This is a genomic window from Winslowiella iniecta (assembly GCF_001267535.1).
Classification (GTDB): Bacteria; Pseudomonadota; Gammaproteobacteria; order Enterobacterales; family Enterobacteriaceae; genus Erwinia; species Erwinia iniecta.
On record NZ_JRXE01000003.1, the window covers coordinates 1 to 25,314 of the forward strand.

24 protein-coding genes, 1 tRNA gene and 1 pseudogene are annotated in these 25,314 nt (G+C 53.0%); 7 read left to right on the forward strand and 19 right to left on the reverse strand.

Annotation, left to right across the window (positions count from 1 at the left end; all coding sequences use genetic code 11):
* A partial coding sequence (locus NG42_RS02320) for an iron chelate uptake ABC transporter family permease subunit (RefSeq protein ID WP_053116351.1) occupies positions 1–648 on the reverse strand: 648 nt, incomplete at its 3' end.
* Positions 635–1,642 carry a Fe2+-enterobactin ABC transporter substrate-binding protein gene (gene fepB / locus NG42_RS02325; protein ID WP_052897408.1) on the reverse strand — a complete coding sequence of 336 codons (1,008 nt, stop codon included), beginning with the start codon at positions 1,640–1,642 and terminating at the stop codon, positions 635–637. The genes NG42_RS02320 and fepB, both read right to left, overlap by 14 nt.
* Positions 1,643–1,857: 215 nt before the next feature.
* On the opposite strand from fepB, the gene NG42_RS02330 reads away from it, so the two are divergent.
* Positions 1,858–3,288 (forward strand): EmmdR/YeeO family multidrug/toxin efflux MATE transporter, encoded by a 1,431-nt coding sequence (locus NG42_RS02330; protein WP_052897410.1) that lies wholly within the window; start codon positions 1,858–1,860, stop codon positions 3,286–3,288.
* A 15-nt stretch (positions 3,289–3,303) separates the two neighbouring features.
* On the opposite strand, the gene NG42_RS02335 is transcribed toward NG42_RS02330, so the two are convergent.
* Positions 3,304–3,594: a type II toxin-antitoxin system RelE/ParE family toxin gene (locus tag NG42_RS02335; protein ID WP_052897412.1), complete on the reverse strand. Its 291-nt coding sequence runs from the start codon at positions 3,592–3,594 to the stop codon at positions 3,304–3,306.
* Positions 3,591–3,875, reverse strand: coding sequence for a damage-inducible protein J (locus NG42_RS02340; RefSeq protein WP_052897414.1), 285 nt, complete (start codon positions 3,873–3,875; stop codon positions 3,591–3,593). The genes NG42_RS02335 and NG42_RS02340 overlap by 4 nt, the downstream gene beginning before the upstream one ends.
* Positions 3,876–4,249: 374 nt before the next feature.
* Between NG42_RS02340 and NG42_RS02345 the strand changes: the two genes are divergently transcribed.
* Positions 4,250–5,842 (forward strand): lipase family protein, encoded by a 1,593-nt coding sequence (locus NG42_RS02345; protein ID WP_052897418.1) that lies wholly within the window; start codon positions 4,250–4,252, stop codon positions 5,840–5,842.
* 59 nt (positions 5,843–5,901) lie between these two features.
* Here NG42_RS02345 and phnL read toward each other — a convergent pair whose 3' ends face one another.
* From phnL to phnF, 4 genes are read right to left on the reverse strand one after another with little or no spacing between them, the layout of a single operon-like run.
* A complete protein-coding gene (gene phnL / locus NG42_RS02350) occupies positions 5,902–6,615 on the reverse strand; it encodes a phosphonate C-P lyase system protein PhnL (protein WP_052897420.1) in 714 nt (237 codons plus the stop codon).
* A 14-nt stretch (positions 6,616–6,629) separates the two neighbouring features.
* Positions 6,630–7,163, reverse strand: coding sequence for an ATP-binding cassette domain-containing protein (locus NG42_RS02355; RefSeq protein ID WP_052897422.1), 534 nt, complete (start codon positions 7,161–7,163; stop codon positions 6,630–6,632).
* Between the two features lie 39 nt (positions 7,164–7,202).
* Complete coding sequence (phnH, locus tag NG42_RS02360; RefSeq protein WP_052897424.1) at positions 7,203–7,778, reverse strand: phosphonate C-P lyase system protein PhnH; 576 nt, start codon at positions 7,776–7,778, stop codon at positions 7,203–7,205.
* A gap of 59 nt (positions 7,779–7,837) precedes the next feature.
* Positions 7,838–8,551 carry a phosphonate metabolism transcriptional regulator PhnF gene (gene phnF, locus NG42_RS02365; RefSeq protein WP_052897787.1) on the reverse strand — a complete coding sequence of 238 codons (714 nt, stop codon included), beginning with the start codon at positions 8,549–8,551 and terminating at the stop codon, positions 7,838–7,840.
* A gap of 236 nt (positions 8,552–8,787) precedes the next feature.
* On the opposite strand from phnF, the gene NG42_RS02370 reads away from it, so the two are divergent.
* From NG42_RS02370 to NG42_RS02385, 4 genes are all read left to right on the forward strand, one after another.
* Entirely contained in the window at positions 8,788–9,228 is a 441-nt protein-coding gene (locus NG42_RS02370) for an antitoxin Xre/MbcA/ParS toxin-binding domain-containing protein (RefSeq protein ID WP_053115895.1), read from the forward strand.
* Positions 9,225–9,662: an RES family NAD+ phosphorylase gene (locus tag NG42_RS02375; RefSeq protein ID WP_053115894.1), complete on the forward strand. Its 438-nt coding sequence runs from the start codon at positions 9,225–9,227 to the stop codon at positions 9,660–9,662. The genes NG42_RS02370 and NG42_RS02375 overlap by 4 nt, the downstream gene beginning before the upstream one ends.
* Positions 9,663–10,585: 923 nt before the next feature.
* Positions 10,586–11,194 carry a class I SAM-dependent DNA methyltransferase gene (locus tag NG42_RS02380; protein ID WP_052897427.1) on the forward strand — a complete coding sequence of 203 codons (609 nt, stop codon included), beginning with the start codon at positions 10,586–10,588 and terminating at the stop codon, positions 11,192–11,194.
* Between the two features lie 8 nt (positions 11,195–11,202).
* Complete coding sequence (locus NG42_RS02385; protein WP_053115893.1) at positions 11,203–11,709, forward strand: P-loop nucleotide/nucleoside kinase family protein; 507 nt, start codon at positions 11,203–11,205, stop codon at positions 11,707–11,709.
* A 487-nt stretch (positions 11,710–12,196) separates the two neighbouring features.
* On the opposite strand, the gene NG42_RS02390 is transcribed toward NG42_RS02385, so the two are convergent.
* The 7 genes from NG42_RS02390 to NG42_RS02420 all read right to left on the reverse strand — a co-directional run bounded on the left by NG42_RS02390 (position 12,197) and on the right by NG42_RS02420 (position 20,409).
* A complete protein-coding gene (locus NG42_RS02390; RefSeq protein WP_052897430.1) occupies positions 12,197–13,045 on the reverse strand; it encodes a GNAT family N-acetyltransferase in 849 nt (282 codons plus the stop codon).
* A gap of 9 nt (positions 13,046–13,054) precedes the next feature.
* Entirely contained in the window at positions 13,055–14,386 is a 1,332-nt protein-coding gene (locus tag NG42_RS02395; RefSeq protein WP_052897433.1) for an NAD(P)/FAD-dependent oxidoreductase, read from the reverse strand.
* 192 nt (positions 14,387–14,578) lie between these two features.
* Positions 14,579–15,538 carry an HTH-type transcriptional regulator Cbl gene (gene cbl, locus NG42_RS02400; protein WP_052897436.1) on the reverse strand — a complete coding sequence of 320 codons (960 nt, stop codon included), beginning with the start codon at positions 15,536–15,538 and terminating at the stop codon, positions 14,579–14,581.
* 149 nt (positions 15,539–15,687) lie between these two features.
* Positions 15,688–16,605: a nitrogen assimilation transcriptional regulator NAC gene (gene nac, locus NG42_RS02405; RefSeq protein WP_052897439.1), complete on the reverse strand. Its 918-nt coding sequence runs from the start codon at positions 16,603–16,605 to the stop codon at positions 15,688–15,690.
* A 312-nt stretch (positions 16,606–16,917) separates the two neighbouring features.
* A complete protein-coding gene (locus NG42_RS02410; RefSeq protein ID WP_052897442.1) occupies positions 16,918–17,952 on the reverse strand; it encodes an ABC transporter permease in 1,035 nt (344 codons plus the stop codon).
* A gap of 16 nt (positions 17,953–17,968) precedes the next feature.
* Positions 17,969–19,453, reverse strand: a complete 1,485-nt coding sequence (locus NG42_RS02415; RefSeq protein WP_052897445.1) for a sugar ABC transporter ATP-binding protein — start codon at positions 19,451–19,453, stop codon at positions 17,969–17,971.
* Positions 19,454–19,485: 32 nt separating this feature from the next.
* Positions 19,486–20,409, reverse strand: a complete 924-nt coding sequence (locus NG42_RS02420) for a sugar ABC transporter substrate-binding protein (protein WP_052897447.1) — start codon at positions 20,407–20,409, stop codon at positions 19,486–19,488.
* Between the two features lie 507 nt (positions 20,410–20,916).
* Here NG42_RS02420 and NG42_RS02425 point away from each other — a divergent pair.
* Positions 20,917–20,992: transfer RNA gene (locus NG42_RS02425), tRNA-Asn, on the forward strand.
* 316 nt (positions 20,993–21,308) lie between these two features.
* Here the strand turns inward: NG42_RS02425 and NG42_RS02430 are convergent.
* From NG42_RS02430 to NG42_RS02445, 4 genes and pseudogenes are all read right to left on the reverse strand, one after another.
* A complete protein-coding gene (locus NG42_RS02430; protein ID WP_052897450.1) occupies positions 21,309–22,328 on the reverse strand; it encodes an NADP-dependent oxidoreductase in 1,020 nt (339 codons plus the stop codon).
* Positions 22,329–23,147 (reverse strand): oxidoreductase, encoded by an 819-nt coding sequence (locus tag NG42_RS02435; RefSeq protein ID WP_052897453.1) that lies wholly within the window; start codon positions 23,145–23,147, stop codon positions 22,329–22,331.
* A 132-nt stretch (positions 23,148–23,279) separates the two neighbouring features.
* Positions 23,280–24,061: pseudogene (locus tag NG42_RS02440) on the reverse strand (SDR family NAD(P)-dependent oxidoreductase).
* Positions 24,062–24,135: 74 nt separating this feature from the next.
* Positions 24,136–25,227 carry an alkene reductase gene (locus NG42_RS02445; RefSeq protein WP_052897456.1) on the reverse strand — a complete coding sequence of 364 codons (1,092 nt, stop codon included), beginning with the start codon at positions 25,225–25,227 and terminating at the stop codon, positions 24,136–24,138.
* Positions 25,228–25,314 lie beyond the last annotated feature (87 nt).

Here is a 25,314-nt window from a genome sequence, read left to right on the forward strand (position 1 = left end):
TGCACGCGCCGACAGCAGCGCCAGCAGACAACCGCCAATAATCGCCGGAGCGACAAAGGTCATATTGCTCAGTGAACGGATATCCAGCGTACCGGCTTGCCAGATCCGCATCTGATCGAAAGTTTGCGGATTCAGCAGCGCCAGCGAGGAGGTCATACCGCTCAGCACCGCGCTCAGCGCCACGCCGGCTAACGTCAGACGCACCGGGTTTACCCGCCCGCCGCCGAGTGAACCGATCAGCCAGACGGCAATACTGGCAATCAGCGCGCCACTCCAGGCAAAACCCAGCCAGCCCAGCACCCCGGTCACGCCAAACAGACTGATGCCAAGGGCAATGGCAAAACTGGCTCCGGCATTGACGCCTAAAATTCCCGGATCGGCCAGTGGATTGCGCGTCAGCGCCTGGATCACCGCCCCGGCTCCGCCCAGCGCCAGGCCGGCCAGAATCCCGGCGAGAGTACGCGGCAGGCGCGACTGCATGACAATTACGCTGTCGGCATTGTCCAGCTGACCGCGCAGACTGTACCAGATATCAGCGGGGGCAATGGTTTTCGCCCCTGACAGTAAACTCAGCAAGCTGACGACTGCCAGCAGCAGCAGCAGGCCGCCGACAATCGTCAGCTGACGGCGCAGGCTACTGGCGGCCAAAATGACGCTCGATGCTGCTTAACATATTGCTGGCACTGTAGTAATCCAGCCGGAAGGTATCCGGCCCCATGGCATACACGCGCTGCTGCTGTACCGCGTCCAGATGTTGCAGGAAAGGGTTGGCACTGACCTCTTTTACCGTGCGGTCGTCAGCGGAAAACAGCAGCAGCGTGTTGCCATTCAGACCGCTGGCCATATTCTCCCCCGACAACTGGATAATATCGTTACGTTTTCCCATACTGGTTTGCGGCGTGACGCTGTCAGGCAGCGTGGCAAGGGTAAAGCCGAGTTCGGATAATAATTTCCCCTGCGCGGAAGCGTCGGTCCACAGATTGACGCCGCGTCCATCCTGATAATAAACCAGGGCGGAAACCGGCTGCGGCGGTAAGTTAATGGCCTGTTTGACGGCCGCCACCCGCTGCCCGAAGCCATCGATACGGCGTTGCGCGTCAGCTTCATGGCCCGTGGCTTTTCCCAGCAATTGCGCCAGCTGCTGCCAGCTTTTATCGCCGTAATCAATCACCAGCGTTGGGGCTATCGCTGATAACTGATCGTAGAGTTTCAGCGCCGAGTCACCGCCGGTGGCGGCAATCACGATCAAATCCGGCACTTCGGCGGCGATTGCCTCTGCGTTTGGCTCCGTGATATACAGGGATTTCAGATGGCGCGCTTTGGCTTCCTGACTCCACTGGGTGAAAAAGCCCTGCTCATCCGCTACTGTGCTGTTACGGCTGGTGGAACCGGAGGCGATAACCGGCGCATCGATGGCCAGCAGTGTACCGGTCAGCGTGACGCTGGTTGAGACAATGCGGGCTGGCGGATGCGCCAGCGTCACTGGTCCTCTGGCGGTAATCAGCGTGCGCGGCCAGCCACGTTCTGCGGCGGTTTGTGTCTGAGGTAATGAAGGATCCGTCGGGCTGAAATCACAGCCGGTCAACGTCAGCAGCAACGGCATGGCAAATAACAGTGAGAGTCTGGATAACAAAATTTTCATTTATTAGCGAAATTTATGTAAATGCGTATCATTATCATACAGATAAACTGACTGAATTGAAATGTGTTTACCGCCCCATGCGGGCTGACTGGCGGTTCTGCGGGCAGGCTAAAAGGACTTTTCGTGCTCTGACTGATAAATAGATTGATTATTATGCGCTCCTTAACCATCCTTTAACCACTCCCCCTGAATTTTCTGATCTTGCTGGTACTCACTTGCTAAAGCTGCCCACAATTTTGCTGCGTGCTGTTCAACGCACGGCATGGTATCCGAAACGGCATTCCTACCGTGTTCTGCTAAAGCGTGAGATTACCCCGCTGGCGGTACCGATCTTCTTTGAAAATCTGTGCGTCTTGCTGATGGGCGTGCTCAGTACCTTTCTGGTCAGCCGGTTAGGTAAGGAAGCGATGGCCGCCGTCGGACTGGCCGAAAGCTTCAGTATGGTGATTATCGCTTTTATTGCCGCGGTCGATCTTGGCACCACGGTGGTTGTGGCATTCAGTCTGGGTAAACGCAATCGCAAGCGCGCCCGTGCCGCCACCCGGCAATCACTAGTGCTGATGACGCTGGCTTCGGTACTGCTGGCGCTGGTTATCGAATTTTCCGGGCAGTCGATTATCAATATCATTGCCGGTCCCGCCGCTCCGGAAGTCAAAGAGCTGGCGCTGACCTACTTACGCATCACCGTCTGGAGCTATCCGGCCGCCGCCATCGCGCTGATTGGCTGCGGTGCGCTGCGCGGAGCGGGCAATACCAAAATGCCGATGCTAATCAACGGCGGCATGAATATCCTGAATATTATTATCAGTAGCGTACTGATCTACGGCTGTTTTTCCTGGTCCGGGCTGGGGTTTATCGGTGCCGGAATTGGCCTGACGCTGTCACGCTATATCGGTGCGGCAGCGGTGATTTATGTGTTGATGATCGGTTTTAACCCGGCGCTAAAAATCACCCTCAGCAGTTACTTTCGCCGCATGGATATTCCGATCCTGCGCGAAGTGTTAAGTATTGGCCTGCCCGCCAGTATCGAGTCGGTGCTGTTTAACGGCGGCAAACTGTTAACTCAGGTGTTTGTGGCGGGTATGGGCACCAACGTTATCGCCGGTAACTTTATCGCCTTCTCGATTGCCTCGCTGATTAACTTGCCGGGAAACTCGCTAGGCTCCGCTTCGACGATTATTGTCGGCACCCGGCTGGGCAAAAACCAAATCGGCCAGTCGGAGCGTCAGCTTAAACATATCTTTTGGTTATCGACCATTGGACTCTGCATGCTGGCACTGCTTTCTGTCCCGCTGGCGGGCGTGCTGGCCTCGTTCTATACCAACGAAGAAGATGTGATTGAGGTGGTGAAGATGCTGGTATGGCTGAACGCCGCGTTTATGCCGATCTGGGCCGCCTCCTGGGTACTTCCTGCCGGGCTGAAAGGCGCACGCGACGCGCGCTTTACCATGTGGGTGTCGATTCTCAGTATGTGGGGATGCCGTATCGTCGCCGGTTATACGCTGGGGATTGTGTTTGGCTTTGGTGTGGTCGGTATCTGGCTGGGCATGTTCCTCGACTGGATAGTGCGCGGTCTGTTTTTCTGGTGGCGTCTGGTCAGTGGCCGTTGGTTATGGAAGTACCGCAACGTGTCGGCTGAAAAGTAACCTCTGGCGACACAGTCAGCGTGAGGGTTGCCGTCTGGAGGTGTGGAAAATGCGCAGAATACGCACTTCATTGTCAACGATAAGATAAACCAGAATAAACGGGAAATGAGGGATAACCAGTTTACGCTGGTTCGTTGCCTTGCCGGCAACCGCACCGGCATGGGGGTTATCGATAAGTATTGCCGCCATGCGGGTAAATTTTTCATCCGCCGCCAAGACAACCGGCGATCCCGCCTGCCTGGCAAGCCAGCTAAAAATTGCTTCCCGGTCAATGGCTGCCCGGCTTTCCCAACGAACCTGAGTCATAGGTCTCCTTTTAACGCCTTAGCTTTCAGCACGTCCATGCGCGTTTTCATTTCGTCATCACTGATGAAATGGGTTATCTGGTTTTCATGATATTCAAACGCTTCAGCAATCGCGTTTTCCCGCCAGCGATCCTGTTCCATGCTTTGCATCTCCTGTTCTTCGGCAGCCAGTTGCTCAACCCGCTGACGAACCAGTTTAGTCAGGTCGGTATTTTTACGTTCTGCTGCCTGCATCGCCAGACGCTTGGTGGTCTCATCAATGCGAAAATGGATATTTGACATGCTGATTACTCCAACGTGTTGTCATTTGTGTAGTCACTATGCCAGTGCGGTTCAATACTGTCACCATTCTCTGCTGCGTAAAATCAATCTGCGCCAAATTTGCGGCAGATGCCGAAAAAATGCTTCTTACGCGCAGCGGCATTACCGTTACTGCGCTAGTTAATAACCCATTGCTGAACAGGCTGCATCCGGTGATAAGCCTGATTGACAGCGACCGAAAGTTTGATTACCGTCAGAATATATTTAACCAGAATCAATTCGAATTATTATTCGGGCGCTTTCCCGCATGCGCAATAATATAAAAACCCATCATTACGCGATAATTTATTAATTTAAAATAAATATGATTAATCACTCGCCATAAGGACAGGCAAATGACCCATCGTTACCCGATTATTTATATTCGTGGTTTTACCATGACCGAAGCCGAGAGAAATAAAACCGTTGCCGATCCATTCTGTGGTTTTAATTACGGCTCGACTCTCTATCGCGCGGCGGAAAGCAAGCAGCAGCGCGCAGATAAATTCTTTTTTGAATCACCGCTGGTCAGGCTGAGTACTGAATATCAGTATCAGCCGGTTTATCACAATGGTGATGATATTGTTGATGCTGGCTGGCAAGGAAAACCGGATGAAGACGGCAATATCATCCCAGGCATCCCCGCTGCTTCAATTATTATTTATCGCTATTATGACGACGACTCAACGTTTTTGGGTGACGGTAATTCACGCTCCATTAGCGAATATGCGGCGGGTCTCAATGCACTGATCCTGCGGGTCAAACAACTGGTGCTGCAATATCCCTGCGCAGAGGGTTCATTGATGCGGGACAGTGATTTCCGCTGCTATCTGGTGGCGTATTCGATGGGAGGGCTGATAGCACGTGCTTTTCTGCAAAGTACAGAGCAGAGTTTTCATCAGGCGCAGCAAGCGGTCGCCAAACTGTTTACCTATGCCACGCCCCACAACGGCATTGATATTCTGGGGATGAATGTCCCCGGCTGGTTAACCGCTGGCCAGATGAATACCTTTAATCGCGCAAAGATGAGGCAGTACCTTAATCTGCAAACGCTCTCGCCGCACTTTGACCATCGTGTTGACCTGATCCCCGAATCCGCGCTGCCGGCCGATCGGATTTTTTGTATGATTGGCACCAATCGCAGCGATTACGAACCTTTGCAGGGCATGCTGCGCAATTTTGTCGGCCATGGCAGTGACGGGCTGGTATTAATCGATAATGCCTCACTGTGGGGAGTGAAAGAGGATAACATGCCGGTTCAGGTGGCGACGGCCTATGCTTTCCGTTCTCACTCGGGCTATTTCGGCATTGTTAATTCTGAAGAGGCGTATCAAAACCTGGTGCGTTTTCTGTTTGGTGATGTGCGGGTTGATGTCTGGGCTGATATTCATACGGTTACGTTACCGCCAGCCATCGAGCCACAAGCGGCAAAAGTCTCCGGGCTGTATCAGTTTGAGTTTCGCGCCGCACCCAAGGGCAAGCGCTGGTTTCTTACCCGGCGCGCCTCGGTGGAAGACTCCCCGGCCTGTCGCAGTCATGCGCAATTAACCGCAACCAACCACTCCGATCGGCAAGTCTATCTGTCGAGCCTGTTTTTATCCAGACACGGCAAAGTCGACCAGGTTACCCGTGATCTTTGCTACTCAATGACCTTCTCCGCCAAAGTGCCAGATTACAAAATTGAGCGAAAATTCTGGTCTGACGGGCATCACGAAGGAGCCGATCTGTTTCGCGACATGGCCATTATTACCCTCACGCCACCGCCACGACGGGACGGCATCGGCGACTGGACGGTAAAATACGGCTGGTCAGAGAATCCGACTGAGTATCAGCACACTCTCAATTTTCATATAGCCAACGATCGTCATGAATTGCGCCTGCCGTTTGAAAATAGCGCCAGGCCGGGAATTCGCGGGGCAATACGAATGATTGTCCGTCCATGGTCGTAAGCGGTTAACTGCTGGCGACCCGCTCTCTGAGTCGCAGAACCTATACCAGCAGCCGATCATTATTGATGATGATGCGCCAGTTCTCTCGCCGGTGGTAGCATCTGGTGCAGACCATCGGCAACCCGTTCGCGTATCGCTTTGTCATGGAAAATGCCGACAATCGCTGCGCCGCGATCGCGCGCTTCTTCAATGAGCCTCACGACCGCCGCACTGTTATTGCTGTCGAGCGACGCGGTCGGGTCATCCAGCAGTAAAATCGGATAGTCAGCGATAAACCCGCGCGCGATATTCACCCGCTGTTGTTCGCCGCCGGAGAAGGTCGAGGGTGCCAGCGCCCATAAGCGCTCCGGTACATTAAGACGCGTCAGTAAATGACGTGCGCGTGCCTCACAAATGGCGCGTTCGACACCGCGCTCCAGCAATGGCTGCATCACCACTTCAAAGGCAGAAATGTGGGGAGCGACGCGTAATAACGGACTGACCCAGCCAAGAGTTTCACGGCGTACCGCAAGGATCTGACGCGCCGGGGCATTCACCAGATCGATCCACTGCTGTTGATGGCGCAGCCAGATATGGCCACTTTCCGGCTGATAATTGGCATACAGCAAGCGCAGTAAGGTCGATTTACCGCTGCCGGATTGACCATCGAGCACCACACATTCTCCGGCATTTACGCTAAAACTGGCATCACGCAATACCGGCAACACCGCCCCTTGCTGATTATGTAACACAAAGGTTTTACTCAGATTTTCGACGCGAAGTTGGCTATTCATTGCATGTTCCCTTATCAGCTTAAAACCGACGACACCCACAGTTGGGTATACGGGTGGTGCGGATCGTCCAGCACCCGATCGGTGAGCCCGCTCTCCACCACGCGCCCCTGCTTCATCACCAACAGCCGGTGAGCCAGTAAGCGCACCACCGCGAGATCATCGCTGGCTATCACCACCGCCAGATCCAGCTCGCGCACCAGCTCGATCAGGCGCGACTGTACTGACATATCCAGCCCGTCGATTGGCTCATCGATAAACACCAGCCGCGGATGTTGATGCGCCAGGCTCCATTCACTGCGCAGCAAGTGACGGCGCTCACTTTCACTCAGACCATACAGTTCGTTGCCCTGATAAAGAATGCTGCCCTGCTGCGGCTTCAGCCGGGTAGAGATCGCCTGCAGCAAGGTGGTTTTCCCCGCCCCGGACTCGCCGACAATGCCGAGGACTTCTCCCGGAAACAGCTCAAATGAGACGTGCTCAAAGCCCTTGCCAGGCGCCCAGAGATGCGTCAGGTTGTTAACCGCAAGCAGCGGTTGTTCACTTTTCATCACGGGTATCCTGTCGCTGACAGGCATTGGCGACAGCCATCAGCACACCTCAACTTGCGTGGTGTGCGGCAAGGCCATCATCGCTTCACCACAGGTAAAGATCAGGTCGATAGGTTGTGGAAATACCTGCGCCCGCTGACGCAGAAACGCCAGCAATTTTTCCGGCAGCTGCGGGGCGATGGCGCGGGTTTCCCTCAGGCCGGAGCCGCGAAGGCGTAGCGTCAGCCCACCATTCAGCGACGGCACTTCAAAAATCACCGTGGTGCTTTTTTCCGGCGACAGATTGTCGCCAGCAGCAAAATGCTGCGGGTCAATATCCGATCGGGCATGCAACAGGGCAACGGGCGCCTGATACCTGTCGGTCACCGGTGCGCCGGTGTGAAAACGCAGGTTAGCCAGCAGTGTTTCGTTGTACAGTGCCTTATCCAGCCACAGCGGGGTTTCGCGATCGACCAGCGTCAGTAACACCACCGTCGCCGCAGGTGAAATCGATCCCCAACCGTGTTGCAGTGGCAGAGATACCATCACGCCCGGCTCGCTCATGGCTTTCAGTATGCGGCGAAAGGCGTGCTGCGCGTCGGCAACCGGATGGTTAAAACTTGCCAGTAAAGTCATTCATTATCTCCGCGCATCAGGGTGAGGAAATCGACGCAGCTGGCTGTTAGCGTTTCCATTTAATGCTCCATTGTCAGCTCAATCATGTCGGCGCGCGTCAGGCTGACGGAGTATTCCGCCATCTCGCCGCTCGCCATTTCGTTCAGCGTGCGTACGCATAACAGCGCGGCCTGCAAGCTGGTTTCCAGCAGCTTGCTCTCTTTAGCCTGTGCACGACGGGCGCTGATACGGGTCTGACGACGCGTCAGTGACTGATTAAGATGTTGTTGAATAAATTGATGCAGTGAGCCGCTGTGGAAATGCTGTAGTTGCGGCCACCACGTGAGGTGGGGAATAAAATGGTTTATCAGACATACCGGCACGCCGTTCGCCCGACGCAGAGTGCGCAGATGAATTACGCTGTCGCCCTCCTGACAGCCCAGCGCAGCAGCCACATCGCTGCTGGCCGGACGCAGTACCGCCAGCAGACGCTCACTGGTCGGGTGGCTGCCTTGCTCCATCAGGTTCTGACTGAAGTGTGTCCGGGCGTGCAGCGGATAATCCCACGGGCGCATCAGCACCAGGATGCCGACGCCGTGACGACGCTGTAATAATCCCTTGCTAACCAGCTCATCTACCGCCCGACGCAGGGTATGACGATTCACCGCATAACGCGTCGCCAGCTGCTGTTCCGACGGCAAATAGTCACCGCAGCGATAGCCTTTGCGCAGCTCCTCTTCAAGCTGAGTGGCAACCGCCTGATAGACAGTGGTCGGATGTCTGGACAAGTTCATCATTGGCATAACCTCCGTAACGCGAAGCTGACGACATACGAGGATCAGAAATTTTTACTGGCCAGGGATTCTGGCGTGCCATTACCTTGCCGTGGGGGTGTGACAGAGAGGTTAAAGAGAGATTACGCGCAGATGAATTTGGCAATGTCTGACGCAAACTGCCCTTGCGTCAGCATTGACTCCTTCCGCCATTTGGCTATTATTTACTATGTCAAATGGCAGCAATACGAGGCCCAATGAAAACCTACACTCCCCCTGCAAAAAGAGAGAAGCCCACCAGTTTATGGGTGGCCGCTAATCTGCCGAATGCCTCTGGTCCTGAGCTACGCTGCATGATGTCACGCGGCCTCAACATTGGTGTTATCGATAATATTCGCGATATCGTTGGTTTTAAAAAAGAGGAATTCCTCACCACGCTGGGGCTGAGCGCACGCAGCATTGCCCGGCGTAAAGATCGCCTCTCGCCCGGCGAGAGTGAATCCATTACTCGTTACGTCACGGCTTTTGATCTGGCGCTGGCGATGTTTGGTAACGATTATCATAAAACCATCAGCTGGATGGATACTCCGGCCAGAGTACTTGGCGGCGAAACACCGAATCAGGCGATGAAAACCGAAACCGGCGCCCGCGATGTAATGAGCCTGATTGAAGGCATCAAACATGGCGTCGTGATGTGATTTTATATCGATTTTGCCAGAAGCAATGGATAACCACCGCCTGGAGCGGAGTCGGCGCGGTAAATAACAGCGTGGCGCGCTGGAATAATCTCGGCACCCCGATGGTGTATCTCGCCAGCTCGGTTTCGCTGGCGATGCTCGAAATTCTGGTCCATGTCCAGGATGAATCGATTCTGTCGCTGTATCAGTTGATGAGCATTGAGGTGCCGGATTCGTTGATTGTCAAGCTTAACCCGGGCGATTTGCCAAAAAACTGGAACGCCGAAGTGCCAGGTCGGGAAACCAAAGAGATTGGCAGTGAGTGGTTCAGTGGCGGCTCCAGCGTGGCCATGATGGTGCCCTCAGCGATTGTGCCGATGGAATACAATGTGCTGCTCAACAATGAACATCCTGATTTCGCTGCCTGCCTGCCTGCCATCGGTAAAAATGCTTAATTTTTCCTTTGATGCGCGCTTAATATAGCGCAGGAAGCCAACACTTAGTCCAGCGCTTCACATACCACTTCGCAAAACCAGCGCACGCCAGCAGGGATCACATTATCATTAAAATCATACGCAGAGTGATGTAGCGGTCGGCTGTCGCCGGAACCTGGCCACAAATAAGCGCCAGGCGTTTCCTACAACATATTCCGGACGTTTTTTTCGCTGCTATGGGTAACAGGGTCAAAAAACGAAAAAAGCAGGGGTGGTTAATCCCCTGCCTTATTCAAGTTCCATCTTCCCTTACGGGCGTCCGGTCAGTTGCTTGATGGCAACGATAATCTGCAATGTCACGTGAATTATCTTCAACGCCACAAGGATAGTTGTCAGACTTATCACTTAGCTGCCTCCTTATCAGGAGAGAGCCACACGGCATAACTGCTTTTGGGCTACCCATTATGGCGTGTACCAGTAGTTAGCAGGTACAAGCAGCACTCTTTTGGGTGGAAACAAACCGGCCAGCACCACCTGTGTCCGGTCGGGATTTAAAACCTACGCGACTAAGCCCAAATCCCCTTCTGAGAGGCCACAATAACTTATAACTGATAACGGGGGTGATTATAAATCCACCTTCCAACCGCCGCAACAGTTGCATTATTGACCATTTCGTTAATTAGCAGTAAGATTGACCACAGTTAGCAGGTACAAGCAGCACCGTTGTTGAAAGCAGTCACCAACCGTTCAACAACAGAAAAACAACTCGGCTTACCAGGCCGGGTTTTTTTTCGCCTTACTTTCGCCCTTCATCCTATTCGTTCAACTCCTGACTACTTCAGGATCATCAAGTTCGCTAAAACCGCCGTTCTGTAAAATTGTCTTTTATCATCTGTCTTAACATGTTGTTATAAATCTTTGTCACTCTGTACTTAAGTGAAAAAATGGACGATCGCTCCTGCAGAACTGTCAAAGCCCTTTATGAAAAACATAGTGCGGCTTTTGAACAGTTACGGCCAACAAACCTGGTTGAAAAAGCCTGGCTGGACAGATTTATCACTAACATCAAGCCGGAAGGACACATTCTGGACATCGGTTGCGGCAACGCAACACCGATTGCCGAGTACCTGCTCAGCCAGGGATTCAGCGTGACAGGCGTTGATTCATCTCCATCCATGATCACCCGATGCAAAGCAAAATTTCCGCAACAAGCGTGGTTAATCGCGGATATGCGGGAACTGAATCTGGGCATTAAATTTGATGGCATTCTTGCCTGGGACAGTTTTTTCCATCTCCCCCGCGCTGATCAACGTCAGATGTTCAGGATTTTTTCTGCTCATGCCCAGGCCGGGGCGGCTCTGATGTTCAACACTGGCACCAGTGATGGTGAAGCTATCGGCAAGTTTGAAGGCGAGCCTCTTTATCACGCAAGTCTGGCACCTGATGAATATACATTGTTAATGCAGAACTCCGGCTTCCAGGTAATCCAACAGATTGTTGAGGATCCGCAATGTGGCGGCCGCACGGTCTGGCTGGCCGGTACAAACCCGTGAGGTCAACAATGCCAATTCTGACTGTTTCTCAGGCAGAGAAACCCACCCTGCATCTTGTATGCGGAAAAATTGCATCAGGAAAATCGACGCTTTCAGCCAGGCTGGCAACGGTTCCCGGCACGGTACTAATAAGTGAAGATCAGTGGCTCGCTGCCCTCTATGCGGACGAAATGCAGTCTGTAGCCGATTATGTTCGTTGCTCATCAAAGCTAAAAGACGCAATAAAGCCGCACCTGATTTCATTACTCACCGCAGGCATCTCTGTTGTGCTGGATTTTCCGGCAAATACCCAGGCAAACCGGGAATGGATGATGAGTATTATCAACGAATCAGGTGCCAATAATTGCCTGCATTATCTCAGGGTGTCCGATGAAATATGTAAATCCCGTTTGCAAGCCCGTAATGCAGCAGGCTCACATGACTTTTCCGCAACGGATGAGCAGTTTGAGCTGATAACTCGTTATTTTAATCAGCCAAGCGCCGACGAGGGTTTTCATATTATTGAGTACCGCTAAATCACCTTTCCGGGTGTGATACCGCCCGGAAAAACCTGATGTTATAGAATTCGACATTGTTTATATTGAAATGTCGTGGTCCCAGCTGCCGGACGTCTCTTTTCGGGAACCCTGCAATATGGTCATTATTTCTACTTTAAAACTTCAAATCCTGTGGCAGCAGCAGCCGTCAATCCAGACTAAACCTGCTCCCACAGGGCCGTTAAACGACTGCTGAAAGTCAGTGCCGAAAGAAGTGATATTGATGATATGACCGCGATCGGCTTTACGAAGGGTTGACAAGCTGTTCAAAAAGGACAGTCGCCGCTGAGCATAGCTCTATTGGAGCAAATAACTCAGGAAGATAACGATGAGAACGGTAGAATTCTTGCTAAACACGCTTGAACCCGGAACTGGCCACGATTTCCACAGAATAATGAAAGCGTTATATAACCCGTATTCCATTCCCGTCATTGTCAACCTGAAAACCGTCAGACCATCCGATTAATCAGCCCATCGCCTGAGTCATTAAGCCAAACACCTGTGTGCCACCTGCGACGGGCTGCCACGGTGTTCCTTTCACCATAATGGTCGGTGCATCCACCGCCACTAATCCCTGTGCGCTTAGCCACTCGCCCAGCCCTGAAACGGCATCGGTATCAATACGCACAAACTGGCCGGACAGGTCGCTCAGTGACTGACTTACCAGCAGGATCGCCTGTGGCAAGCTGTGGGCAATAATCGGGCCGATGGAATAACCATGGCCAAAGCGACGGACGCAGGCGAACCCAGCGATGTCGCCATCCTGTTCCAGTACCCGCACCCGCTCGGCGTGGCTGAGCAGTTCGGCAATAAGCTGTGGCCGGTACTGACCGTGCGCCTGATGATCGAGCAGGGTCAGCCGTTCAGCATCATTAGCTTGTGCATCACGCAGCTGTTGCCCGGCGGCGGGCAGTTCGGCGATGATACCGCCCAGTTCGCGGCACTGATGTTGCTGAACCTTGCCGATCGCGACAAATCCCAGTTTTTCATACAGCCCTTTGCCCGCTTCGGTCGCGTGCAACCGCACATTACTGTCGGCCAGCGTATCCAGCACCGACTGCATCAGCTGTTGACCAATGCCTTTGCCCTGCGCCGCATCAGCCACAATCACCAGCCCCAATGTGGCGTAGTCGCGGCCCCAGCGCCAGCACAGCGCGGTGCCGATCAGCTCGCCATCCCGTTCCGCGGCTACCCCTTCCCCCAGTTGCAGCGCCTGCTGCCAGTCGGCACGCCGATGCGGCCATTTCAGCTGCTGAGTCAGGACAAATGCCTGATCGAGATCGCCCTCATTCATTACCCGAAGTTGTATGCTCATCACGGCTCCTTACATCATGCCTGGCGTATCAAGGCCCGACCTATCCACCAGACGCGAATAACGGTACGGACGAGGATCGACAATCGGTTGCTTATTCATCATCAGATCGGCGGCCAGACGTCCCGCCCCCGGCCCGATACCAAAACCGTGACCGCTGTAGCCCGCCGAGATCACTAAGCCTGGCAGTTGCGGCACGGTGGAAATCACCGGAATCGCATCCGGCGCACTGTCGATCATCCCGCCCCATGCCTGCACCATGCGAAGATTGCCCAACGCCGGATACTCGTTACGCATCGCGTTAATGCCTTCCTGTACCATGGCGAAATCGGCTTGCGGATCGAGAATACGGACTTTCTCAAACGGTGAAATAGCGTCAAATTGCCAGCGTACCAGCGCTTCCGGCCCGCGTAAAAACGGCGCAAGCCCAAGACGGAGGGTGAGATTTTTGCGGCGCGCTTTGAATGTCGGATAAAACTGGCGCGCGTAGCGTAAACCTTGCGCTCCCGGCTCCAGACGCCCGCGCCCGGACACCGACACCGTGTAACTGCCATCCAGTTGCGGACGGCAGGCAAAGGCAGGCGTATACAGTGGCATGGTAATCGCCTGCTCAATCGGCGCGGTGCGAAACGCGGTGCCAATCACATTACCCAGCGGCAGATCGATGCCATGGCGACGACAGAACATCGACGTCCAGGCTCCACCGGCGCAAATCACGCTGGCGGTTTTGATCAGTCCACGTTCGGTCCAGACGCCGCTGACCCGACCAGCAGAAATATCCAGCCCGCGCACCGCACACTGCTGAATCACACTGGCTCCCAGACGCTGCGCGGCAATGGCTAAACCCGGTGCCGCCAGCGAGGGTTCAGCATGACCATCGGTCGGTGACGAGACGCCGCCCAGCCAGTCAGTGGTGCTGCCTGGCGTCATCGCTTTCGCCTGTTCAGCATTCAGGATTTCACTACGAATGTCGTAGCTTTTTGCCATTTTTCCCCAGTTATCCCAGGCATCAATTTCACTCTGGTTGCGCGTGGCGTACACCAGCCCGGTACGGCGGAAGCCCAGCTCTTCACCGGTCTCGCGGCCAAGTTCTTCCCAGCGGCGCATGGCATAAATAATCAGCGGCAGTTCACGTTCATCACGGTTCTGTTGACGACACCAGCCCCAGTTGCGGCTGGACTGCTCGCCAGCAATCAGCCCCTTTTCCAGCAGCAGCACGCTGACGCCTTGCTTCGCCAGCTCATAAGCCGCAGCGGCACCGGCGATCCCGCCGCCGATCACCACAACCTCTGCGGATTCAGGAAAATGCGTGCTGTCCTGTACATATCGAATCGGTGCTGGCATTCGGTGTGTTACCTCATGATCAGATTTTTTGTATGAATGGCGATGTTGGTCGTCAACATAATATGACCATTTACTGCTGAATCGCCACAACAACACCGACGTAAGTATCGCGGCGAGAGAGATTTTAACCAGGTGACGGGGTGTTGATAGCAACAGACGGGCGGCCAGAATGCCGCCCGTGGGAACGGAAAATTAAATCTGGAAATCGATGACTGGCGCTTCTTCATCCTCTAATGACAACGCCTGGCGCTTAATCTCTTCCAGCGACAGGTTAGCATTACATAACTCAAGGAATTGCCAGACGTAATTACGTTGCAGCTGGCCGCGTTTCAGCCCCAGCCAGACGGTATTGGATTCAAACAGATGTTTCGCTTCCAGCCGCGTCAGCCTGGAATGCTGATCCAGCTGGCAAGCCTGATCGGCCAGCACGCCGACGCCAAGCCCCAGTTCGACATAGGTTTTCACCACATCAGAATCCTGCGCACTCAGCACGATATCCGATTTTAAACCTGCGGCGTGGAAGGCGCGATCAACGCGCGAACGGCCTGTAATCCCCTGACGATAAGTGATCAGCGGATAGCGACTCAGCGCCGCCAGCGTCACCGGTTGCTGCTGTTCCAGTTCATGACCCTTCGGCACCAGCAAGGCATGATGCCAGCTAAACCAGGGAAATGCCGCCAGCGCCGGATTATTTACCACCTGCTCACTGGCAATACCGACATCCGCCTCACCGGCCACCAGCATCGCCACAATTTCCTGCGGTGAACCCTGATTCAGTTCCAGCCGCACATTGGGATACAGTGCACGGAACGCTTTAATCACGCGCGGCAGGCTGTAGCGTGCCTGAGTGTGGGTGGTGGCAATGGTCAGCACGCCGCTGGATTCATTGGTAAACACATCCGCCAGACGACGCACTTTACCCGCTTCATCCAGAATACGCTCGGCAATGGTGAGTAACGCTTTACCCGGCTCGGTCATGCCTAACAGGCGCTTACCGCGACGAATAAAGATTTCCACGCCCAGTTCATCTTCCAGATCGCGTATATGTCGGCTGACGCCAGATTGTGAGGTGAACAGCGCATTAGCGACTTCGGTGAGGTTAAATTCGCAACGGGCGGCTTCTTTGATAATTTTAAGTTGCTGGAAATTCACGCGCTTTCCCCCTCTGTTATTTGTTAAGTTGCCTTTATGTTAAGGAGGCAAATTGATAGCAACAAATAATAAAAAAGGGTTTCTTATGCGATTTAGTGATAAGGCTTGCGCCGCTTCCCTGCGCGCCCGGCTGCTGGTGAAGCATTTGATTAGCTGACTAACATCAGGCCACGTTCTTCCAGCTGCGGTTTATTCAGTAGTGACAGCAGGATATTTTTCACTGCCTGTGCCGACGGAGACAGCGGCAGTCGTGCAGAGATATTCAGTGACAACGGCAGATTCAGTGACGGGCTGGTGATCCGCGCCATCCACGCATTCGTGGCGCTGACCAGCGCACGCGCCGCCGATTCGGGAAGTACCGTTACGCCCATCCCGCTGGAGATCGCCGCACTCAGCGTGGCGATGGATTCAATTTCGCCGATAATCCGCGCACTGAGGCGGCGCAATGAAAAGGCTTCATCAACCCGTTTACGAACCGCACTGTAGTCGCGAGGCAGAAAAAGATTCATTTGCGCCACATCGGCCAGATCGATGCTGGATCCCGGACAAGGCGTCGCCCCGACCAGATACAGCTCCTCTTTCATCAGTGGCATACTGGTGATGCCGGCCATCGGCGCACGGTCATAAAGTACCGCCATATCCAGCTGACCATTCAGCACTTTTTCATTAAGGGATGCGCCGCTGTTTTCATGTAAATAGACCAGCACATCAGGAAACTGCTCGCGCACCGTTTGCAACAGTGGCATCGTCAGCGATGACGCTGCCGTACCGGGAGCCAGTCCGATAGAAACCTGGCCATTCAGCGCCTGTCCGGCGTTAATAACCGCCGTTTGTGCCTGCTCACACTGGCGCAAAATCGTACGTGCATGGGCATAAAGAATTTTGCCCGCCTCGGTCGGCGTGACGCCGCGCTTGGTGCGGATCAATAACTGCTGATCCAGTTCATTTTCCAGCGTCGCCACCTGCTGACTGAGCGCAGGCTGTGCAATATGCAACACTTCTGCCGCCTGAGTCAGGCTGCCGATATCGACGATTTTCACGAAATATTTCAGTCGTCTTAAGTTCATTTTGCCCCCGTTGCGAATCTCTGAATGCCTGATTTCGGCCGTTGCTAACAGATTGCAATTTACAGGCCAGTTTTTTTAGCCGAAGCCGTCAGAAAATAGCGGCGGCCGCTAAACGCCGGTAAAATAAGAGAATCTGATTACCTCCGAAGAGGTAATCAGTATCAGTAATACTCTACCGGGCAGAGCAGTCAGGCAGGACGCACTATTCTGGTGCGCGAAATGCGTTAGTGATGTGCAATACTAGTACGCTAAGTCACTATGACTCATTGCAGGCAATGTGAACCCGCTCAGTGTGCAACAGCCTATAACCAATTATCTTTTCTTACGGTTACGGTGCATATCAATGGAAACTGCCGCCACAATAATGATGCCTTTAATAATATCCTGCACATAGGCATCAACACCGACAAAGGTGAAACCGCTCTTAATCAGCCCGAGAATCACCGCGCCGATCAGCGTGCCGGTGATACGACCCACGCCACCCATCAGGCTGCTGCCGCCAATAACCGCCGCGGCAATCGCGTCGAGTTCGTAGGACATACCCATGCTCGACTGGCCGCTGCTGACGCGTGCCGCCAGCACCACGCCCGCCAGCCCTGCCAGGCCACCGGCAATGGTATATACGATCACCAGATACTTATTAACGTTGATACCGGAAACTTTGGCTGAGGTCATATTACCGCCAATGGCGTAAACATATTTGCCGTAGCGGGTATGCTTCAGGGCGATATGAAATATCACTGCGACCACCAGAAAAATGATCACCGGCATCGCGCCCTGCCCGATGGCGGTAAAACCATCAGAGAGGAAACTGATCGGATTCCCCTGCGTATAGTATTGCGCCAGGCCGCGAGCCGAGACCATCATCCCCAGGGTGGCAATAAAAGGGGGAATACCGGTTTTAGTAATTAAAAATCCGTTAAAAACTCCGCACACCAGCCCGACCCCAATCCCGGCGACAATCGGCACCACCGCTGGCAGGTTAACCAGTGACGGGAACATCGGTGACAGACTGTCGGAGGTTTGCGCCAGACTGGCCGCCACCACCGCGCTCAGTGCAATCAACGAGCCGGATGAAAGGTCGATGCCGGTGGTGATAATCACCTGCGTCACCCCGACGGCTATAATTCCGATAATCGCCACCTGCAACACGATTAACACCAACCGGTTAGGGTTCAGCAAAAACGACTGGTCGCGCACATACCAACCGGCGATTTCAAAAATCAGTGCAATACCAAGCATCACCACAAAGATGCCGGTATCTTTCGGCATTTTGCTTTTTAAATTGCCGAACAGCGAACCGCGTTCCGCTGGCTGCTGCTGAGAGCTGACTTTTACGTTACTCATAATTTTTCCTTACGCCTCACTCGGATGCCAGCGACATAATGGTTTCCTGATCGGCGTTCTCTTTATCGAGGATGCCGGTTATACGACCTTCATGCATCACCATGACCCGGTCGCTCATGCCGAGAATTTCCGGCAGTTCCGACGACACCATAATGATGGCGACACCGCGGTTCGCCAGTTCACTGATCAGACGGTAAATCTCAGCTTTGGCACCGACATCAATGCCGCGCGTTGGCTCATCGAGAATCAGGATTTTCGGTTGTGCCAGCAGCCAGCGAGCAATCAACACTTTCTGCTGATTACCGCCGCTGAGGTTATTGATAATTTGATCCATGGTGGGGGTTTTAATATTGAGCCGCCGAATCTGCTCCATACAATCTTTCGCCATCTGCACGTGGCTGACAAAACCGGCTTTGGCGCTGTATTCCGGCATATTGACGATGCTCATATTCTCCATCACCGACAACACCAGAAACAGCCCGGACTTTTTGCGATCCTCAGTCAGAAACGCCAGCCCTTTCTCTATCGCCACTGAGGGAGAATCGATTTTAGTCGGCACGCCATCAATCAGCACTTCACCGCTGTCAAAAGCGGTCATGCCAAACAGGCTCTCCATCACTTCGCTGCGCCCGGCACCGACCAGCCCGGCGACACCCAGAATCTCGCCGCGCCGCACGCTGAAGCTGATATCGTGAAACTTATCTTTCTGCGTCAGGTTGCGCACCGTCAGCACTTCTTCACCGATATCGTTATTAAATTTCGGAAACAGCTGAGTAAGCTCCCGCCCGACCATTTGGGTGATCAGCGACTGACGCGTGTAGCTGGCGGTCTGATCGCTGGCTACCCAGGTTCCGTCGCGAAACACACTGACTTCATCGGTAATGGCAAAGATCTCATCCATTTTATGGCTGATATAGATGATGGCTTTACCCTGCGTACGCAGGTCACGAATAATGGTAAACAGGTGAGCCACCTCACCTTCGGTCAGCGCCGAAGTCGGCTCATCCATAATCACGATATCGGCATTCCACGATACCGCTTTGGCGATCTCCACCATCTGCTGCGCGGCGATACTCAGATCCCCCACCATCTGCTCGGCTTTCAGACGAATATTCAGTTTACTCAGCAGATCCTGGGTAATTTTGTTGAGCTTTGCGTGGTCGACAAAACCGTATTTCATCGGTTCGCGGCCTAGCCAGATATTTTCGGCTACCGTCATATGCGGCACCAGATTAAGCTCCTGATGGATCATCGAGATACCTGAACGCAGCGCGTCCAGGGTATCTTCAAACTGCACCGGCTCCCCTTTAATGCGAATCAAACCGTCATCGGGACGGTAAATCCCGATGAGGCATTTCATTAAAGTGGATTTACCCGCGCCATTCTCTCCCATCAGAGCATGAACCGTTCCTGGCTTAACGCGTAAAGACACCTTATTCAGTGCTTTTACACCCGGGAAAAATTTGCTGATGCCTTCGGCTTCAAGCGCATAAGCGGCCATACATCACCTCCGTACCACTGGGTCAGGAACGATTATTTTTGATTCATGCTGGTAAATTTTTCGTAGTTATCTTTATTAATCAGCTGGAAGGGAATATCGACAATTTTCTCTACTTCCTCACCTTTCACCAGTTTGATCGCCGTTTGTACCGCACCTTCACCCTGGCCTTTGGCATCCTGGAATACCGTCGCCACCATCTTGCCGTTTTTGATCATCTGCAACGCATCAGGCGTGCCATCAACACCGGCAATCAGCACCTTATCGTTATTTTTGCCCAGTGCCTGCAAAGCACCAATGGCCATTTCGTCGTTATTCGAGGCAATCGCATTGATATCATCGCCCGCCGTCATCCAGTTACTGACCACATCCACCGCGTCATTACGGGTGAATTTCGCGGTTTGTTTCTGCACGATTTTGATATCCGGATATTTCGCCACCACCGCTTCCACCCCTTTGGTGCGCTCACGCGTGGATTCGTTGGCTAAATCCCCTAACAGGATGGCCACATTTCCTTTACCCTTCATCTCTTTAGCCAGCGCCTCCATTTGCAGACGTCCCGCCAGTTCAGAATCCGAACCCACATAGGCCATTTTGCCGGTCAGCTCAGCCTGCGGGCGACGGTTAACAAAAATCAGTGGAATACCGGCTTTAGTGGCTTGATCCATAATCGGTTTTACCGCATTGGTATCCACCGGATTGACGATAATTGCGTCAACACCCTGACCAATAAAGTTCTGCACCTGTTGCAGCTGCTGGGCAACATCGCCTTTCGCGTCCTCAACCTGGCCTTTAACACCGTCTTTTTGCATCTCTTTCTGCATCGACGTTCTGACGATAGTCAGAAAGTTGTCGTCAAACAGCGCCATCGACACGCCCAGCTGAATATCTTTGGCCCAGGCGGCGGCTGGCAACATACAAGCTAACAAGGACGTTACGATCGCTTTTTTAAAGTTCATAGGTCACCCTTTTAATCGTTAACATGCGAAGGCTGGCTGGACCACGAATGAAAAATATCTTTTACATTCACTCAACGTCACCGACGGATTTATTAGTAGTCAGAGGTCAGATATAGCGTTATTGCAGTTTATGGTGCTGGTCACTCCTGTTAAGCAATCTGTTGATTATCAGACTTTTAATTTCAAACCACTGTTTCATTTTCACCGGACAAAAAACCACACCCGGCGAAATAGTTCATTTGTTTCATAATCATACGGTTTGAAATTTTCATCATGAAAGCATTGAAACGCGTGTTTTAAAATCGCTAAACAACAAAAATTTGACACACCTCTAACATCTGCGGCGAATTCGCTTTAAAGTGAGATCCAGCTCAGCAGATTACCTTTGCGCCATATCAGTCGTAAAAACAGCAATTCGCTGTTTTTGCCAGCAAACGCACCGAAAAGCCCGATCTGCCCTTTGACATCTGTGCGGCGCATCGCTAATATTCGCCCCGTTCCAACGATTCCTCTGTAGTTCAGTCGGTAGAACGGCGGACTGTTAATCCGTATGTCACTGGTTCGAGTCCAGTCAGAGGAGCCAAATTCTTGTTTTCATGCCGCTTTGCGAATGCTTATGTGATTTAGATTCAATAGGTTGGCGTGAAAAGTCTTCCCGATGCATTTTCATTCCCCCCTCCGCATCGGGCAAGATTGGTGGTCTGATTTGCGGTCATTTCAGTTCGATTATGGTGTGACCACCATATGTCTCTGAACAACACTAAAATCCTCAGGATTAACCGACGTATCCGCCCGTGACAAACAGGCGTCAGTGTCAAAGATATCTGATTAGTGTACGGCTCAGGAGCGGTTCACCTGAACGATTATCTCCTGTCGCAGATGTCGCCCCCCTGTTGTTATCACGCGAGTATCTTCACGACCACTTTGCCCTTCGCATGTCCCCCGGCCAGGTAAATAAGAGCATCTTTTGCTTCGGCAAAGGGAAACACCTTGTCGATCACCGGCCTGATTTGTTCCGCCTCAATGAGTTTGCCGATTTGTGTGAGTTGATTGCCATCTGGACGGACAAAAAGAAATGAATAGCTCAGGCTCCGTTTTTTCGTAAGACGCATAATCTTACGGCTCATCAGCCCGAATACTAAACGCAGGAGGAAGTTTAATCCCCGCGCCCGGGCGAACGCGGCATCTAACGGGCCGATGAGAGAAACAATCTTTCCACCTGGCTTGAGAATTTGGGTAGACTTTTCAATTGAATCGCCTTTAATAGTGCCGAGAACCATATCGTAGCCACTCAGTTCATTTTCAAATTCTTGCTTTTTATAATCGACCACTTCGTCTGCGCCAAGATGACTCACCCACCCGACGTTGTCTGTACTGGTTGTCGTTGCCACCTGTGCGCCAAGGTGCTTCGCCAGTTGGATGGCAAAACTGCCAATCCCCCCGGAACCTGCCGGGATGAATACCTTCTGACCAGGCTGCAACCCGGCTCGCTCTGTCAGCGCCTGCCAGGATGTGAGGCTCACCATCGGGAGGGAAGCCGCCTGCACGAAATCCAGGTTTGCGGGTTTCATCGCCGCAGCGCTTTCAGGCACTAAAGCAAATTCGGCAAGAGAACCTGTTCCCCTGTCGAAAATGCTGGCAAAAATTTCGTCGCCTGGCTTGAAACGCGTCACGCGACTCCCCGCTGCGATGACAACCCCGGACAAGTCGCTGCCCAATGTGGCGGGGAGCCTGAAATGCAAAACCGGCTTGAATATTCCGGTTGGGATCATGTTATCAATCGGGTTCAGACCCACAGCGTAAACTTTAACCAGGATTTCATCAGCATCGGGAGCAGGGTAATCGATGTTATCGAATCCCAGCTCAGGAGATTTACCATAACGTTTAAACGTAAACGCTTTCATCGTCTTAGCCTCCATTTATTCTTTCGCATCAAGCTGAAGACTTTTGCGCACCACCTTATCCAGGAATGACGCAGGGGCGAATCTGAGAATAAAATTCAATTGATCTGCCAGCCTTCCCGCCGTGTAGCGCATCTTCGGATGTAAAGTCTGAGCTGCTTTAACCACCACGTCAGCCACCACCTCCGGACTTTCCGCCTCAGCCATTGCCTTGCTGACCACTTTCGCCAGCTTAGCCCGGATCAGGTCATATTCTTCAAGCCTGACATCCGGCTCGATATTATTGGCTGCAAACTGTGTTTTTATATAGGCAGGTTCAATGACAGAAACTCTGATGCCCTGCGTGCGCAGTTCATGATCCAGTGCGCCCGAATACCCTTCTACCGCATGCTTACTGGCCGCATAAAGTGCCATATAAGGCAGCGGAACGATGCCGAGTATCGAACCGATGTTAATGATGCGCCCGCTGCCCTGACGGCGCATATGAGGAATCACTGCCCGGCTCAACCTGACGATGCCCAGAAAGTTGGTGTCGAAAATGCTCATGGCCTGTTCCGCAGAACTTTCTTCTGCCGCCGCCGGAGCGATCCCAAAGCCCGCATTGTTCACCAGAACATCGATCCGCCCCTCCAGACGCAGCAACTCCTCAATGGCAGCTCCGACAGAAGCGTCGTCCGTCACATCAAGCGTCAATAAAGGAAACGGACGTTTTCCCGCCTGGGAGCCACGCCGGCTGGTGCCATATACCCTATACCCTGCGGCTGAAAGTTTACGGGCAGACGCTTCGCCGATACCAGAGGACGCGCCGGTAACCAGTGCTACACGTTTTTTTGTCATGCTGAATAAGGCCTTTATGATGTGTTTGAGGTTTCTCATCGCTGATGAGACGACAGGCTGTAAGGGATTTATGTCGGATTTATCTCTGTGCAGAACAACCGGGAGACCGTTCTGCACAGTGCACCTCATTGACTACAGTGCTTTATAACGTTCGGCGGCCTCACTTGTTTGATATCTGAAAGCAGAGCCTGACGCGAAGCATCGAGGGAGTCCCAGCGGGCAGCATTATGTAAAGGCGGGATGGTGACCAGTTCACGGCGATCAAAGCCCAGCAGTGCGGCATCCACTAACTCGCCCACTTCCATTAATTTTGCCGAGTTACTGAGGTCGATACCCGCACGGTCCCAAATTTCCGTGTAAGTGCCGGCAGGGAGCACAGCCTGGATATAAATGCCCTTAGATGACAGCTCCACATTCATTCCCTGAGACAGGAAAAGAACAAAGGCTTTGGTTGCGCCGTAAACCGTCATGGCAAATTCCGGAGCCAGGCCTACGACGGAACTGATATTGACGATCGCGCCCTCTCCGGCTTTTACCAGGCGTGGTGCCACGGCACTGGCAAGTCTCGTCAGGGCGGTGATGTTAAGCGCGATAAGGCTTTCTATCGAATCAGGCGTCTGCTGTGTAAAACTGCCGGACTGCGCGATACCCGCGTTATTGATAAGGATGCCAATCCGTGTGTCTTCACGCAGACGAGCTTCAACCGCGGCTAAATCATTCGTTTGCGTAAGGTCGGCAGGCAGAACGTCGACAGAAATAGCATTTTCTTGTCGCAGACGCGCGGCCAGTATCTCTAACTTCGCTTTGTCGCGTGCGACCAGAACAAGGTCGTGGCCCCGGCGGGCAAACCGTTCAGCATAAACAGCACCAATACCTGTGGATGCGCCGGTAATGAGAACTGAAGCTTTAGTCATAAGTTGTCCTTCTTTATTAAGGTGTAAACAGAAGCCGCAATGTGCGATGTATGTAGAACCGTGACACCGAAGCTTTACTTGCTGGTCTCAGTAAGCGAGGGGTAATCGGTATATCCCGCTGCGCCACCGCCATAAAGTGTTTCAGGATTGAGTGAGGCCAGAGGTGCACCCGTTTTAAGCCTTTCGACCAGATCCGGATTGGAGATGAACGGGCGACCAAACGCGAACAGATCGGCTTTACCCTGCGCAAGCTGAGCGGACGCCAGTTCCAGGTCATAGCCATTGTTGCCAATGTAGGTGTTTTTAAAACGCCGGCGCAGGGAGTCGTAATCGAACGGTGATACATCACGCGAGCCGCCCGTAGCACCTTCAACCACATGGAGGTACACGATGCCTAATCCATCGAGTTGTTCAGCGAGGTAGTCATATTGTGGCTGCGGATCACTGCATGAAATCGCATTAGCAGGTGAAACCGGTGAAATACGTACGCCGATGCGTTCTGCGCCGATCTCATCTTTTACGGCCGCCGTGACTTCCAGCAGCAGGCGCGCACGATTCTCAACAGAGCCGCCGTATTCATCAGTACGCTGATTTGCACCATCTTTAAGGAACTGTTCCAGCAGATAACCATTCGCGCCGTGGATCTCTACACCGTCAAATCCGGCGGCAATGGCATTGGCCGCTGCCTTTCTGAAATCGTCGATAATCCCCGGTATTTCATGCACCTCCAGCGCACGTGGCTCAGAGACGTCAGCAAAACTGTTGTTCACAAAGGTCTTAGTCTCGGCACGGATCGCGGACGGAGCAACCGGCGCAGCGCCACAAGGTTGTAAATCGACATGCGAAATTCGTCCTACGTGCCATAGCTGTACAAATATGTGCCCACCTTTGGCATGCACCGCGTCGGTCACTTTGCGCCAGCCATCTATTTGAGCCTGCGTGTAGATCCCCGGTGTATCCTGATAACCCTGCGCCTGTGCAGAGATCTGCGTCGCTTCGGTAATCAGTAAGCCTGCTGTAGCACGCTGGGCGTAATAAGTTGCTGCCAGTTCGCTCGGTACCAGCCCTGCGCCAGCCCGGTTACGTGTCAGCGGTGCCATCACGATGTGGTTGGCAAGTGTTATTGAACCAAGATCATAGGGTTGAAATAGTGGTCGATTCGTCATGTTTATTCGCCTGCTAAGTAGTGAGCCAAAGGTCAATATAATGATGATGATCATAATCTATAAAGTCAACCAGTTTGATTATGGTCA